Source organism: Paraburkholderia sp. FW306-02-B, assembly GCF_058782725.1.
This window is the reverse complement of sequence record NZ_JBYSXZ010000002.1, coordinates 3,168,261-3,182,370: the sequence shown is the minus strand read 5'-3', so window position 1 is coordinate 3,182,370 and position 14,110 is coordinate 3,168,261. Positions and strand designations below refer to the sequence as shown.

Sequence of the window (14,110 nt, the reverse complement as noted above, 5' to 3'; positions counted from 1 at the left end):
GCGCCACTACCTCCTCCAAGCCAGGGGACCCGCTTAAGAATTGGCGGTGTGAAGCCGCTTTCTTTGCTTACTTTCTTTGCGGCGGCAAAGAAAGTAAGTGCCTGCCCCGCACAGGGGCGACGCTAATAGACCACTAACAAATCAAGGAAAGGCCAACCCCGCAGGCACACAGACAAAAAGCGCCACGAAGGCAAAAAAAGAAAGCAAAGCCCCCGCCGCAGGCGAACAGACCATAGCGCCCCGCAGGCAATCAGAACAAGAAAACACCAACCCCGAATTAAAGCCAAATTCAAATGGGCTTTATATAACGGCATCCCCGAGAAAAACTTTAGAAAAAAATTAGCAAATCGGGCTTCGCCCAAAACCACACCTTTAAGTTGTTTTATTAGCATTTAGTCATTGCTCAGTAACATACGTCCGAAATAATCGGACGCGTTGCACGCATGACCAGATTTCGCAAAAAAACGCGCTGCCCCGCGAGAGGGCCGACGCACCAGGCCATACCCCCGGGGGTTCCACATGACTATCCGTCATCGCATCACGCTATTGGTTGTCTTGATGTTCGTCGCCCTGTCGGCGATCGGCGGCTACGCCGTCTATCAGACCCGCGGCAGCGCGGCCGAAGTCCGGCAGGTGACAGAAGGCGTCGTGCCCAGCGCACTCGCGTCCGCCGACCTCGTGTCGCAAGTCAAAGACGTGCAACTCGCCACGATGACGCTGGTCTACGCGCCGGACGACAACATGGTCGCCCAGGCACAGGACGAACTGAAGAAGAAAAAAGTCTCGCTGCAACAGGCGCTCGCGCTGCAAGCGAAAGACGCCGCCAGCCACGCACAAAAAGGCCTGGTGCTGCAAGCCAATGACAGCCTGGAAAACTACTTCTCCGCAATCGCCGAGACGGCGAAGATGAAGGCCGCGGGCAAGAACGAACTCGCGCAAGCCTATCTGTTCGCCAACGTCGCGCAGTATCGCGACGAACTCGAAGGCATCGTCGAAACCTTGCGCGTCGAGAAGAACCGCGAGAAAGACGAAGCGATCACCACGCTGAACGCAAGATTGGCCACCACCACGACGGCGATCGCCATCGTCACCGGCATCGCGATCATTCTGCTGACCTCGATCGGCTCGCTGCTCTACCGCCAGATCACTCGCCCGCTCAGCCGCATGCAGGCGATGATGAGCGAGATCGCCTCGAGCCAGGACTTCACGCGGCGCGTGCCGGTGGGCCGGTTGGATGAGATCGGCCACTCGATCGTCGCCTTCAACGGGATGATCGAAAAGATTCAGGAAAGCTCGGCGCAACTCAAACAGAAGACCGCCGACATTCAGGCGATGTTGCAGAACATGCAGCAGGGTATTCTGACGGTGATCGATGGCGCCGTGGTTCACGCGGAGTACTCAGCGTATCTGGAAGACATCTTCGAAACGAAGGATATCGCCGGCCGGGGCCTCATGGACCTGGTGTTTTCAGACACCGATCTCGGCTCGGACGTCCTCTCGCAAGTCGATGCGGCAACGCATGCGTGCCTCGGCGAAGACTGCATCAACTTCGCGTTCAATCAGCATCTGCTGGTGGGCGAGATTTCGAAGCGCATGGCCGATGGCCGCGTGAAAATTCTCGATCTGAGCTGGTCGGCGATCACCGACGAAAACGACATCATCGTGCGCCTGATGCTGTGCGTGCGCGACGTTACCGAGCTGCGCAAGCTCGCTGCCGAAGCCAGCGAACAGCGTCGTCGCCTCGACATGATCGGCGAGATTCTCGCGGTCAGCGAAGAAAAGTTTCATCACTTCATCGAAAGCTCCGCTGGGTTTGTCAGCGAGAACGAACGAATCATTCGCAAACATTCGGAAGCGGACCACGCGGCGATTGCCGAGCTGTTCCGCAATATGCACACGATCAAGGGCAACGCGCGGACCTATAACCTCCAGCATCTGACCAACGTCGTCCACGAAACGGAGCAGAGCTATCACGAACTGCGCCAGCCGGACGCGGACCGTTCGTGGGATCAGGAACATCTGATGCAGGAGCTGACGCGGGTGCGCGAAGCCATCGAGAGCTACGCGAAGATCAACGAACTGAGCCTCGGCCGCAAGGGTGCAAATCGTGCGACCGATGCAAGCAGTACAGGCCGGTACGTGATGGTCGAGAAGGAACACATTCAGCAGACGTTGCGGCTGCTCGATGCAGCCAATCCGGGCGAGCTGCATGAGTTGCAGGCGATGCGCGATGCAATGCGCCAGAACTTGTCCGCACTGGGCAGCGAAAGCGTGCGCGATGCGCTGTCCGGCGTGCTCGACTCACTGCCGTCGCTCGCGCATGAACTGGGCAAGCAAGCGCCGAACGTGCGTATCGACGACAACGGCTATCGCCTGCGTGGTCAGGCCGGCGGCACGTTGAACAATGTGTTCATGCATCTGCTGCGCAATTCGATGGACCACGGCATCGAAACCGCCGAGGCGCGTACTGCGCAAGGCAAGACGCCGGCCGGCACGATCGATATCGAAGTCGGTGTGGACAGCGGCGCGCTGCAGATCACGCTTGGCGACGACGGCCGTGGCCTCGCGCTCGAACGGATTCGCGGCATCGCCATCGAGCGTGGCTGGGTCGGTCGCGACGAATCGCTCAGCGACCAAGCCATTGCCGATTTCATTTTCCGGCCGGGTTTCTCGACGGCGGAAACGGTCACGGAAGTATCGGGTCGCGGTGTCGGTATGGATGCCGTACGCGACTTCCTCAAGCGCGAGAACGGCAGCATCGAATTGCGCTTCACCGACGATCGCAAGGGCGCATCGTTCCGCCAGTTCCAGACGATCGTCTGCCTGCCGGACAACGTCGCTGTCGATACGTTAGGCGTGCGTGCGCGTGGCAATGCAGGCGAACTGCGACTCGACGCGATGGCCGATTGAGCTTTGTTTGATGGATTTCGGAAGGATCGGTTGTGATTCAACAGTATCTGATAGCCGCGGCAGCAGGCAGCGCGATCACTGCGCTGCTGGCGTTCGCCGCGCACAAGTTGCAAAGCAGGCAGACCGTCGCCCGATTGCGCGCTGAAAGCGAAGCGCGCATCAACACGCTGCTGTCCGAGCATGCGGGTCATATCGAAACCCTCCGTGAGCGCGAGCAGTTGGCGCACGACCTGGAGGCTTCGCTCGCGCAGCTGCGCGAAGAGGTGGCGCAGCAAGCGACGGCGTCTGAAGATCTGCGGGCAGCGTTGAAAGCCGCCGCCGACGACAAAGATCAGTGGATGCATCACGCGCAACAGATCGCAAGCGAAGCCGCGCGTCTGAAGAGCCTCGGCGCGACGTTCGAACGCTGGCATGAGCAGATGATTTCGCTGATGACGCAAAACCACGACATGCACACGAAAAATCAGGAGCTTTCGTCGATTGTCCGGCATGTGGTGATCGTCTCGCTGAACGCGTCGATCGAAGCCGCAAGAGCGGGTTCGGCCGGACGCGGCTTCGCGGTGGTGGCGAGCGAGGTTCGCGAGCTCGCGGCACGCTCCGAAGAATTGTCGAAGAGCTACCGCGACAGCCTGCACCGCAATGACCTGACCACGACCTCGACGTTTCAGGACATCCAGGCGGGCGGCAAGATGATCGCTGCTTCGCTGAGCAGCGTCGAGTCGCTGGTCAATCAGTTTCAGGCGAAGCTTCACCAGGTGCCGACGTGATCACTGGCCAGGCGAAGGAGAGCTTCGAACGCATTTTTCGCAAGGCGGCGCAGGCGCGCTTGCCGCTGCAATCGAGCGATACGTGCGAGATCGTGCCGATGGCGGAAGCCGGCATTGGCGCAACCCCAGACACTCAGGTTGTCGTGCTGACCATCTCGTCGATTGTGTTCAGACTGCTGCTGATTCTTCACTTCGATGAAAACGACAGCGCCCGCAACTACTTCCTGAAAGATGCCGCCGACCGGTCTTTCCAGGAAGCGTTTCTGGAAATCTGCAACCTATGCTGCGGCGCGATGAACCAGGAACTGCTGCACTATTTCCCGGACCTCGGCATGTCGACGCCCTACGTGTTGAGCGCCCGTTGCCTGTCGCATTTGCAGGAATTGAAACCGGATTTTCTGTCTTCGTATTCGATCACCATCGACGGGTCAGTGCAGCTTGCCGCGACGGTGTGCGTCTGCGCGGATGCGCCGATCGACTTCATGGCGGATACGAGCGCGATCGAAGAAACCAGCGGAGAGCTGGAGCTGTTCTGATTGTTGTCATAGGAAAAAACATGTCGAAGATTCTCGTGGTGGACGACTCGAGCACGGTGCGCGATGAAGTGGCCGGCTTTCTGAAGAAGAACGGCCTGGACGTGGACACCGCCGTGGACGGCAAAGACGGTCTCGCCAAGCTGAAGGCCAGCCCCGGCATCAAACTGGTGATCAGCGACGTCAACATGCCGAACATGGACGGCCTGACGATGGTCGAAAAGATTCGCGGCGAACTCGCGAACAAGACCGTCAACGTCATCATGCTGACCACCGAAAGCAGCCCGGCGATGAAGGAGCGCGGCAAGGCGGCCGGCGTCAAAGGCTGGATCGTCAAGCCGTTCAAGGGCGACGCGGTGCTGGAAACGTTCCGCAAGCTGGCGAGCTGAGCGGTACAAACGCAGCGGTGCAGGCCAAAGGTGAGAACTTTCGGGAGCCAATGCGTGGCGCGCTCACCCGGTTGATGAAAATCCGGTAGAGGGTGCTGGCAGCCAGCATCATCGTCGAATGCTCAACCGTGAGCAACGCCGGTCAGCACATCGTCTCTTACCTGGGTATGCAAAATACTCAAACGCATTCAAAGGTGAGGGTTTGCGGGAGTAGCCTGTTCGGAACCACTGGTGCCCCGCCCAGCATGCTTTTGCGGCCTGACCCCAAGCTCCGGAGGTGAGCTTTTTCGGGAGCGGGCCGATGCGCGCCTCGCGCCTTGCCTCGGCCGCTCCGTGCCAAAGGTGAGACTTTTCGGGAATTGAGCCGCGCCATGTGCGAACGGTGTGGGGATGCGGCTATGTGTTCGTGCCGCACGGTGAAATGGCGATTGGCGCTGCCGAGCGCGGCGCGATGGCCGCGCCCGGCGTGTGATTCACTGCCTCGTTAGCCGAAAGGTGAGGGTTTTCGGGAGCAGAGAAACCGCGCCTCAGGCTTGCTTCGCGATCTCGCGAATATCGGCCACGGGTGTTTGCCCGAACACATCGCTGAAGGCGTAGTCGAGCAACTGGGTAGCGCATTGTTCAGGCGTAGAAAGCTGACCGTTGCGCTTGAGGTCCTCGAATTTTTCGCGCATCGGAAATTGCTCGGAGCCGCTGCCGCGAATCTGTGCCTGCATATTCGTATCGATGACGCCCGGCGCGAGACTGCAAATACGCAGAGCGCGATTCGCATCGAGCGCGACGGCGCGCGCGTGATGGTCGAGCGCGGCTTTGGTCGAACAGTAGACGCTCCAGCCGGGGTACGCATTGCGCGCCGCGCCGCTCGAAATATGCACGATGCGCCGATCGTTAGCGTCGACGCTGGCCGCCGCGACGCCGCTCGCCAGCATCAGCGGCGTCGCGACGTTCAGGCTTACCGCGCTCGCGATGGCCGCGGCGTCCTGCCCTTCGATCGGACCGATCGGCTGCACCATGCCCGCGTTGTTGATGAGCAGCACGCTTTGCGCGCCGCTGACAAAGCCGCGCAGTGCGTCGCCCGCCAGCCATTGCGCGACGCGCGCGGGGTCGGCCAGTTCCAGTTCGATCTCTTCGAGCAACGCCGGGAAGCGCTGTGCAAGCGTGGCGTGACGCGAGCGGGACAGGCCCAGCACCGGGACGTTGCGTGCGAGCAGTTGTTCTGCGAGCGCAGCGCCGAGACCACGAGTATGGCCGGTGACGATCGCGCGGATCGGAGAAGAGGTGGTCATGTCGTTGTGATGGATGGCTTGGAGAAGGCGCCATTTTCTCATGCAGCATTGCTTGCTTGCAGCGACGCTGCCTATCGGGCTTCCTTCAGGCGGAGCGAAAGCGCTCCCGATACTGCATCGGCGTCACGCCGATTCGTCTGGTGAAGACAATGCGCATCCGGTCAGCGGTGCCGAAACCGCAATCGTAAGCAATCGCCTTGAGCGCCGCGCCGCTGCTTTCGAGCAACTTGCGCGCCGCATCCACGCGGGCGCGCTCGACGAACTCGTGCGGCGTGACGTTGGTCTCCTGCACGAATACGCGCGCGAAGTTTCGCGCGCTCATGCCCGCGACGTCGGCCAGTTGCTTCACCGTGAAACGCTCGCGAATTCGCTCCATCACATGCGCCTGCACCCTGGCGACCGGCGAGGTTTCATCGGCCGGCGCGCTCAGGTAGGGACTGAACTGCGACTGGCCGCCTTGCCGCTGCGCGAACACCACCAGCCGCTTGGCGACAGCCAGCGCCGTGTGCGGCCCGTGGTCCTCCGCCACCAGCGCAAGCGAGAGATCGATGCCCGCCGTGACGCCGGCCGACGTCACCAGCTGCCGGTCGCGCAGATAGATGCGATCGAAGTCGACGCGCGCCTGTGGAAATTGCGCCGCCAGTTGAGCCGCATGCTGCCAGTGTGTCGTGACGTTGCGCGCGTCGAGCAGTCCGGCATGGCCGAGCGCGAAAGCGCCGGTGCAGATCGAGCCGTAACGGTCGCACTGCATGGCGACGTTCGTCAGCCATTCCAACAGCCGCGCATCGGGCGCGGCGTCCGGCAACGCGGGGCCGCCGGCGACCAATGCGAGATTGAAGGGGCGGCGCGCCTGTTCGAAAGTGGCGTCGGCAGTGAGCGTCATGCCGTTGGATGCGCGCAGCGGCCCCGGCTCCGCACTCAGCAGTGTCACCTCATAGCGATCTTGCGGCGCGACGAACCGATTGGCTTCGGAGAAGACGTCGACGGGACCGGCGACGTCGAGAGCCTGAACGCCGGGAAAGATCGCGATCGCGACGGTAGGCATCGAATGACTTCCTTTGACGATGAGCGGGATCCGCAGGCCGCGGCAGTAGACACAGTGCGTTTGGCAGTGTTTTGCGGTTCGCCGCGATTGCCCGTGATAACGCGTTAGCCAATACTGAACTTCATCGACGCGTGGTTTGAACAGCATAAAAAGCGTCACGAATCAGCATACCAAACGCGCTTTCGACTCACCAGGACCGCGCGCTTTCTTTACCGCGTCATTCACGGAGCACATCACATGACCACGATCGCAGGCATCCAGATCCCCGACAGCATGATGGCGCGCGAAGCCACCCAGCTCGTGCGCGATACCGAAACCGAGTTGCTCTACCATCATTCGCGGCGCGTGTTCCTGTTCGGTTCGCTAGCCGGCACGCGCAAACAGCTCAAGTACGATGCCGAGCTGCTGTACATCGGCGCGATGTTTCACGACATGGGACTCGTCGCGCCGTATAGCAGCAAACACGATCGCTTCGAAGTGGACGGCGCGAACGCGGCGCGTGATTTCCTGCGGCGCCACGGCATCGGCGAGGACGATATCGAGCAGGTGTGGAATTCGATTGCGCTGCACACTACGCCGGGCATTCCGCAATACATGAAGCCGGTGGTCGCGCTGGTCACGGCGGGCGTCGAGATGGACGTACTCGGCCTCGCCTACGACGAGTTCACTGAGCAGCAGCGGCATGAGGTGATACACGCGCATCCACGCGGCGCGCATTTCAAGGAAGGCATCATCGACGCGTTTGCGCATGGCACGATTCACAGACCGGAGACGACTTTCGGCAACGTGAAGGCGGACGTGCTGGCGCTGAAAGACCCGCATTATCATCGCGAGAATTTCTGCACGATGATTCTTGGCTCGGCGTGGAGGGATTAGGGGTTTAGCTGGGGGCCGCACCTATTTTCCGTGTCTGGCGTCAGAATAGACGCATTGCTCAACGATGCGGCGCCCCGCCATGGTAATCAAAAACCTTCTACGAAGGCTCGACCTCACCACGCTTCAACTCTTTCTCGCCGTCTTCGAAGAAGGCACGCTCACGCGTGCCGCCGAGCGTGAGGCGATTGCCGTGTCGGCCGCGAGCAAACGTCTGCTCGAACTCGAACAGGCGGTCGGCGCCACCTTGTTCCAGCGCAACGCCCGCGGTATGACGCTGACGCCGGCCGGCGAAACGCTGCTGCATCATGCGCGCCGCGTGATGCGCGACATCGAAAATATCGGCATCGAACTGGCTGGGCACGCGAGCGGCGTGCGCGGTTACGTGCGCATGATGGCCAACCTGTCGGCGATCGTCGAATTCCTGCCGGAGGACCTACGCGCGTTCCAGTTGCAGCACGAGCGCGTCAAACTCGATCTCGAAGAGCGGCCGAGCGGCGGCGTGGTCGAAGCCGTCGACGATAGCCTCGCCGACCTCGGCATCTGCTCCGGCGACGCCGACACGCGCGATCTGCACGTCGCGCACTATCGGCACGATTCGCTGGTGCTCGTGACGCGCGACGATCATCCGTTGGCCGGCCGCAGCAGCATCGCCTTTGCTGAAACGCTGGACGGCGATCACGTCGGCCTGCACGCGGCCAGTTCGATCAACGCCCGCACGCATATGGCCGCGCGCCAGGCGGGCAAACCCTTGCGTTTGCGCATCCACGTGCCGGGCTTCGACGCAGTGTGCCGGATGGTGCAGGCCGGCATGGGTGTGGGCGTTTTGCCGCTGAAGGTCTATCAGATCATGGGCCGGCCGCTCGGCCTGATCGGCGTGCCGCTGGAAGACGACTGGTCCGAACGCGACCTGCTGCTGGTGGTGCGCGATGTCGAGGCACTGTCGCCGGTGAGCCGGCTGCTGTTCGACCACCTGCGCTCGATCGAGGCGTCGGAAACCTTGCCGGCAGTGTCCAATCGCTGAGCGTTCGCCGTTCGCGAACGGTCGTTGGCGAATTGCGGTTGGACGCCGCGGCGGCACCGCTCCTAAGCTGTCTCTCAACACGAAACCAGCTTCGGAGACAGCATCATGGGTGGACCCCTTCAGGGTATCCGCGTAGTCGAGATCGGAACCCTCATCGCGGCGCCGTTCGCCGCGCGCCTCATGGCCGAATTCGGCGCCGAGGTCATCAAGATCGAAGCCCCGGAGACAGGCGATCCCCTGCGCAAATGGCGCAAGCTGCATGAAGGTACCTCGCTCTGGTGGTATCTGCAGTCGCGCAACAAGAAATCCATCTGCGTGAATCTGAAGTCGGCGGACGGTATCGATATCGTCAAACGGCTCGCCGCCGACGCCGACGTCGTGATCGAAAATCTCCGGCCCGGCGCGCTCGAAAAGCTCGGCCTCGGCTGGGACGTGCTGCACGCGATCAACCCCAAGCTGACGATGGTCCGCATCTCCGGCTACGGCCAGTCCGGCCCGTATCGCGACCGGCCGGGCTTCGGCGCGATCGGCGAAGCGATGGGCGGCATCCGCTATACGACCGGCGAAGTGGACGGCGCGCCTGCGCGCGTCGGCGTGAGTCTTGGCGACTCGCTCGCTTCGCTGCACGGCGTGATCGGCGCACTGATGTCGCTGCTGCGCGTGAAGACGGGGCAGGGCGAGGGCCAGGTCGTCGATGTCTCGCTGGTCGAGAGCGTGTTCAATCTGATGGAAAGCCTCGTGCCCGAATACGACTTGCTCGGTCACGTGCGCGAGCGCAGCGGCGGCGCGCTGCCGGGCATCGCACCATCGAACACCTATCCGACCGAAGACGATGGCTACGTCGTGATCGCCGGCAACAGCGATCCGATCTTCAAACGCCTGATGCATGTGATCGGCCGCGCCGATCTCGCCGACGATCCCGCTCTCGCCCGCAACGACGGCCGCGCGAAGCAATGCGCGCGGCTCGATCAGGCGATTACCGCATGGACCTCGCATCATTCCACCGAGGACGTGCTGGCCGCACTCGAACGCGCCGAAGTGCCTGCGGGACGCATCTATTCCGTCGCCGACATCGTTGCCGATCCGCACTACCAGGCGCGCGGCATGTTGCTGCAAGCGGACCTGCCCGGCGGCGCCTCCGTGAAGATGCCGGGCATCGTGCCGAAGCTGTCGGACACGCCGGGCGAAGTGCGCTGGCAAGGTCCGGCGCTGGGCGAGCATACCGAAAGCGTGCTGAGCGAACTTGGCTTCGGCGGCGGCGATATCGAGCGGCTGCGCCGCGAAGGAGCAGTGCAATGAACGCTTCCAACGTCGACAAGCTGATCGTGCAGGAAGTCGCGCCGCGCGACGGCTTGCAGATCGAGCCCACCTGGGTCGAAACCGCAGACAAGATCGCGTTGATCAACGCACTTTCGACCGCGGGGTTCACGCGCATCGAGGCGGGTTCGTTCGTGTCGCCGAAAGCGATTCCGGCACTGCGTGACGGCGAGGCCGTGTTCCAGCAGATCGAGCGGCATCCGGACGTGATCTACGTCGCGCTGGTGCCGAACCTGAAGGGCGCCGAACGCGCGCTGGCGTCGCGTGCCGATGAACTGAATCTGGTGATGTCGGCGAGTCAGACGCACAACCGCGCCAACATGCGGATGAGCTGCGAGGCGTCGCTGATCGCATTCGGCGACATCGTGCGGCTGGTCAAGGGTTCGTCGCAGGCTACGCTGAACGCGACCGTGGCGACCGCGTTCGGTTGTCCGTTCGAAGGCAAGATCGACGAAGACCGCGTGATCGGCATTGTCGATACTTATCGCGAGATGGGCATGCAGGGCGTCACGCTGGCCGATACGACAGGCATGGCGAATCCGCGCCAGGTCGCACGCCTTGTCACGCGCGTGCTCGAACGTCTGCCCGCTGCGGCGCTGACGCTGCACTTTCACGACACGCGCGGTCTTGGCCTCGCCAACGTGCTGGCCGCGTATGAGGCCGGCGCGCGCCGCTTCGACGCGGCGTTGGGCGGCCTCGGCGGCTGTCCGTTCGCGCCGGGCGCGTCCGGCAACATTTGCACGGAAGACCTCGTGAATATGTGCGACGAAATCGGCATTCCGACTGCGATCGACCTGGAAAAGCTGATTGCGCTATCGCGCGGCTTGCCTGCTTTGCTCGGTCACGAGGTGCCTGGGCAACTGGCGAAAGCGGGCCGCAATTGCGATCTGCATCCCGTGCCGGAATACGTCCTGCAAATCTGATCCTCCCTTAACCGACTATACGACCGGACGGCGCTGCCGAATCCGGCATTGGAGACAACCATGAGTGACCTCGGCGCAGTCGCAACCGGCAGCCGTCAGCACAGCGGACACGACGCCGCGACAATCATCCGCAAAGTTGCATGGCGGCTGATGCCGCTGATCATGATCTGCTATCTGTTCGCGTTCTTCGACCGCATCAATATCAGCTTCGCCAAGTTTCAGTTACAGAGCGACCTTGGGTTGTCCGATACCGCGTACGGCCTTGGTGCGAGTCTGTTCGTGATCGGCTACGTGTTGTTCGAAGTACCGAGCAATCTGTTTCTGTACAAGGTCGGTGCGCGTCGCTGGATTGCCCGGATCATGATTTCCTGGGGTTTGGCGACGGCGGCGATGGTGTTCGTCCATACCGAATGGCAGTTCTACGGGCTGCGATTTCTGATCGGCGCGATGGAAGCGGGCTTTGCGCCGGGCGTGCTGTATTACCTGACGCTGTGGTTTCCGCCGAGCTATCGCGGGCGCATCACGTCGATGCTGTTTCTCGCGTCCGCGTTTTCGGGGCTGCTCGGTGCGCCGGTTGCGGGTCTGGTGATCGGGCATATGAATGGCGTGCTCGGCATGCCGGGCTGGCACTGGTTGTTTCTGCTCGGCGGTTTGCCTTGCGTGGCGCTCGGCATTCTCGTGCTGAAGCTGTTGAAGGATCGCATCGAGGATGCAGGATGGCTGTCGGCGGCGGAGAAATCGTATCTGTCGAGCCAGATCGCGCACCAGAGCCGGCACCCCAGCAGTGGACATTCGTTGATGGGCGCAATTAGAACGCCTGGTTTCCTGACGCTGGGGCTCGTCTACTTCCTGATTCAGGTTGCGTCGTATGGACTCAACTTCTGGGCGCCGCATCTGATCCGCGTCGCCGGCACCGACAATCCGACGGTGATCGGCTTACTCACGGCAGTGCCTTATATCGCCGGTGCGATCTGCATGGTGGTTGTCGGCCGGATGTCGGATGCCACGGGCGAACGGCGCAAGTTCGTCTGCGGTCTGCTCGTGATGGCGGCGGTCGGTTTCTTTGCCGCGGGCTTTTTCGATAAGCAAACCGCGTTGCTGGTCGTTGCGCTGGCCGTGATGGGCGCGGGCGTCGTCGCTTCCATTCCGGCGTTCTGGGCGCTGCCGCCGAAACTCGTGACCGGCGCGGGCGCCGCAGGCGGGATCGCGCTGATCAATACACTCGGGCAGATCGGCGGCATTGTGAGCCCGGTGATGGTCGGCCGCGTGCGCGACCTGACGGGCAGCACCACGCCGGCGCTGTATGTGATCGGCGCAATGAGCCTCGTCTGTGCGCTGATCGTGCTGTACGGTCTGCCGGAATCGTTGCGTCAGAAGGATGCGTCGCAATGATGCGCGTCTTCAGGTGAGCAAAAAAGCCGTCTAGACTATTTTCCTTCCCTCTGTCATTTCCAGTCAGCGTTCGCGACTAAGCCCATGAAACACCCGGCTGGTGATCCTGAGAGCCGGTCCGGGTGTTGTGTTCCCAGAGCAGGCGTGCGCGACGGATCCCACCGAAGCCAGCCGTTCTGAGTGCTTGAACGTCGCTTATGCCGCCCGCCTCGTTGGCTGGCTACTCACGTAAAACTGGAGATGACATGAAATCGATTCGAACCATCATTCTGTGCGGACTGCTGCCGCTGGCGCTCGCAGCAGGTTCGGTGCAGGCACAGGGCATCGGGCGCGCCGGCACCTACGTCATGCCGCCGAACTACAGCATGATGATGGACAAGCTCACGCCCGAACAACGCACGCAGGCCATCGGCATTCAACAGAAGATGATGCAGATGGAAATGGAGTATCAGGACACGATGGCGCAGATGGAAATGAAGCATGCGCACGACATGATGGCGATGCAGAACCAGTTGCTTGATCTGTTCAAGGGGCACTGATCTCGCCGATGGCTGACCGAGGCTGCGCCTGGTGTGCGTTCTGGCGCCTGGAAGGGCGCAGCTTCGTCAGCCTGCCGTCGTTTGAGCCGCCGGGAGCCATCAGGAATGGTCCGCATTGAGCCGGGCGCCGTTTCGTGCGACGCTGCGTTAAGCAGTATCGGCGTGCGAATTCCGCGTTGTCCGGCAGGAGCGACCCACATGTCCTTCTATCATTGCGCGTTATCCGATTTATCGGCTGCGTCGACCCGCACCGGATCGACCGCGTTTGTGTTCGCTGGCGGCGGCAGCCTGGGCGCGATCGAGGTCGGCATGTTACGCGAACTGCTCGACCGGGGCGAACGGCCGGGCTTTGTGGTCGGTGCATCCGCCGGCGCAATCAACGCTGCCTATTTCGCCGGCCGCCCCGATGGCAACGGTGTCGCAATGCTTGAATCGCTTTGGCGCCGCATCCATCGGCGGGACATCATGCCGCTGACGATGCGCGGGTTTCTCGACATGGTGCTGCGGCGTCGGCCGCACCTCTTCGAGGCTGCTGCGTTGCGTGTGCTGCTGGAAAAAAACTTACCGTACACGCGCGTGGAGCAGGCAGCTATACCGCTGCACATCGTGGCGACCGACATGCTGACCGGCAACGAGGTTGTTCTGTCGTCCGGACCGGTGGTGGACGCCGTTCTGGCGAGCGCGGCGATTCCTGGCGTGTTCCCGCCCGTGCGGATCGGCGGCCGCGATCTGGTCGACGGCGGTGTGGCCAACAACACACCTATCTCAGCGGCGGTCGGGCTCGGCGCGACGCGCGTGGTCGTGCTGCCGGCCGGCTTTGCTTGTGCGCTGCGGACCGTGCCTTCCAGCGCGATTGCCCAGGCGATGCATGCGCTGACGCTCGTCATCGCACGGCAACTCGTGCGCGACCTCGAGTTCTATTCGACCCGCGTGGAGATCTTCGTCGTCCCGCCGCTGTGCCCGCTGGATGTTTCGCCGTACGACTACACCCAATGCGATCGGCTGATCGACCGTGCGGCCGAGAAAACGCGAAAGTGGTTGAGCGAAGGGGGGCTTGAGAGGGCGTTTATTCCGGGCGAACTGCTTGAGCATGCACATTAGCGCATGCGTTG

At 62.1% G+C, this 14,110-nt stretch carries 13 protein-coding genes and 1 pseudogene; 12 read left to right on the top strand and 2 right to left on the bottom strand.

The features are described from left to right. Positions 1 to 519: 519 nt before the first annotated feature. The 5 genes and pseudogenes from AC3WOG_RS35535 to ompR form a co-directional block, all read left to right on the top strand. Positions 520 to 2,910, top strand: coding sequence for a HAMP domain-containing protein (locus AC3WOG_RS35535; protein ID WP_492582378.1), 2,391 nt, complete (start codon positions 520 to 522; stop codon positions 2,908 to 2,910). Between the two features lie 32 nt (positions 2,911 to 2,942). Further along, complete coding sequence (locus AC3WOG_RS35530) at positions 2,943 to 3,677, top strand: methyl-accepting chemotaxis protein (RefSeq protein WP_492582377.1); 735 nt, start codon at positions 2,943 to 2,945, stop codon at positions 3,675 to 3,677. After that, entirely contained in the window at positions 3,674 to 4,213 is a 540-nt protein-coding gene (locus AC3WOG_RS35525; RefSeq protein WP_492582376.1) for a hypothetical protein, read from the top strand. Before AC3WOG_RS35530 ends, AC3WOG_RS35525 begins: the two co-directional genes overlap by 4 nt. 20 nt (positions 4,214 to 4,233) lie before the next feature. Next, a complete protein-coding gene (locus AC3WOG_RS35520; protein ID WP_007178665.1) occupies positions 4,234 to 4,599 on the top strand; it encodes a response regulator in 366 nt (121 codons plus the stop codon). Between the two features lie 361 nt (positions 4,600 to 4,960). Next, positions 4,961 to 5,071 (top strand): annotated as a pseudogene (gene ompR, locus AC3WOG_RS35515) (two-component system response regulator OmpR); the annotation flags it as partial. A 55-nt stretch (positions 5,072 to 5,126) separates the two neighbouring features. Here the strand turns inward: ompR and AC3WOG_RS35510 are convergent. Together AC3WOG_RS35510 and AC3WOG_RS35505 are read right to left on the bottom strand one after the other, a co-directional pair. Then, the gene (locus AC3WOG_RS35510; RefSeq protein ID WP_492582375.1) at positions 5,127 to 5,885 is read right to left on the bottom strand and encodes an SDR family oxidoreductase; all 759 of its coding nucleotides are present in this window, start codon (positions 5,883 to 5,885) and stop codon (positions 5,127 to 5,129) included. An 85-nt stretch (positions 5,886 to 5,970) separates the two neighbouring features. Further along, complete coding sequence (locus AC3WOG_RS35505; RefSeq protein ID WP_492582374.1) at positions 5,971 to 6,930, bottom strand: GlxA family transcriptional regulator; 960 nt, start codon at positions 6,928 to 6,930, stop codon at positions 5,971 to 5,973. Positions 6,931 to 7,167: 237 nt separating this feature from the next. On the opposite strand from AC3WOG_RS35505, the gene AC3WOG_RS35500 reads away from it, so the two are divergent. The 7 genes from AC3WOG_RS35500 (at position 7,168) to AC3WOG_RS35470 (ending at position 14,099) form a co-directional block, all read left to right on the top strand. Then, complete coding sequence (locus AC3WOG_RS35500) at positions 7,168 to 7,806, top strand: HD domain-containing protein (RefSeq protein WP_492582373.1); 639 nt, start codon at positions 7,168 to 7,170, stop codon at positions 7,804 to 7,806. Between the two features lie 79 nt (positions 7,807 to 7,885). After that, the gene (locus tag AC3WOG_RS35495; RefSeq protein ID WP_492582372.1) at positions 7,886 to 8,827 is read left to right on the top strand and encodes a LysR family transcriptional regulator; all 942 of its coding nucleotides are present in this window, start codon (positions 7,886 to 7,888) and stop codon (positions 8,825 to 8,827) included. 105 nt (positions 8,828 to 8,932) lie between these two features. Beyond that, positions 8,933 to 10,126, top strand: a complete 1,194-nt coding sequence (locus AC3WOG_RS35490; protein WP_492582371.1) for a CaiB/BaiF CoA transferase family protein — start codon at positions 8,933 to 8,935, stop codon at positions 10,124 to 10,126. Further along, positions 10,123 to 11,067 (top strand): hydroxymethylglutaryl-CoA lyase, encoded by a 945-nt coding sequence (locus AC3WOG_RS35485; protein ID WP_492582370.1) that lies wholly within the window; start codon positions 10,123 to 10,125, stop codon positions 11,065 to 11,067. The genes AC3WOG_RS35490 and AC3WOG_RS35485 overlap by 4 nt, the downstream gene beginning before the upstream one ends. Before the next feature lie 60 nt (positions 11,068 to 11,127). Continuing rightward, positions 11,128 to 12,459: an MFS transporter gene (locus tag AC3WOG_RS35480; protein ID WP_492582369.1), complete on the top strand. Its 1,332-nt coding sequence runs from the start codon at positions 11,128 to 11,130 to the stop codon at positions 12,457 to 12,459. 245 nt (positions 12,460 to 12,704) lie between these two features. After that, complete coding sequence (locus tag AC3WOG_RS35475) at positions 12,705 to 12,998, top strand: hypothetical protein (RefSeq protein WP_492582368.1); 294 nt, start codon at positions 12,705 to 12,707, stop codon at positions 12,996 to 12,998. A gap of 198 nt (positions 12,999 to 13,196) precedes the next feature. Beyond that, positions 13,197 to 14,099 (top strand): patatin-like phospholipase family protein, encoded by a 903-nt coding sequence (locus tag AC3WOG_RS35470; RefSeq protein ID WP_492582367.1) that lies wholly within the window; start codon positions 13,197 to 13,199, stop codon positions 14,097 to 14,099. Positions 14,100 to 14,110: the final 11 nt, after the last annotated feature.

Bases quoted from the DNA above. Each gene is read 5' to 3' on its own strand.
- AC3WOG_RS35510 (WP_492582375.1), bottom strand. From the start codon at position 5,885: ATGACCACCTCTTCTCCGATCCGCGCGATCGTCACCGGCCATACTCGT.
- AC3WOG_RS35500 (WP_492582373.1), top strand. From the start codon at position 7,168: ATGACCACGATCGCAGGCATCCAGATCCCCGACAGCATGATGGCGCGC.
- AC3WOG_RS35470 (WP_492582367.1), top strand. From the start codon at position 13,197: ATGTCCTTCTATCATTGCGCGTTATCCGATTTATCGGCTGCGTCGACC.
- AC3WOG_RS35505 (WP_492582374.1), bottom strand. From the start codon at position 6,930: ATGCCTACCGTCGCGATCGCGATCTTTCCCGGCGTTCAGGCTCTCGAC.
- AC3WOG_RS35495 (WP_492582372.1), top strand. From the start codon at position 7,886: ATGGTAATCAAAAACCTTCTACGAAGGCTCGACCTCACCACGCTTCAA.
- AC3WOG_RS35535 (WP_492582378.1), top strand. From the start codon at position 520: ATGACTATCCGTCATCGCATCACGCTATTGGTTGTCTTGATGTTCGTC.
- AC3WOG_RS35520 (WP_007178665.1), top strand. From the start codon at position 4,234: ATGTCGAAGATTCTCGTGGTGGACGACTCGAGCACGGTGCGCGATGAA.
- AC3WOG_RS35490 (WP_492582371.1), top strand. From the start codon at position 8,933: ATGGGTGGACCCCTTCAGGGTATCCGCGTAGTCGAGATCGGAACCCTC.
- AC3WOG_RS35480 (WP_492582369.1), top strand. From the start codon at position 11,128: ATGAGTGACCTCGGCGCAGTCGCAACCGGCAGCCGTCAGCACAGCGGA.
- AC3WOG_RS35485 (WP_492582370.1), top strand. From the start codon at position 10,123: ATGAACGCTTCCAACGTCGACAAGCTGATCGTGCAGGAAGTCGCGCCG.
- AC3WOG_RS35475 (WP_492582368.1), top strand. From the start codon at position 12,705: ATGAAATCGATTCGAACCATCATTCTGTGCGGACTGCTGCCGCTGGCG.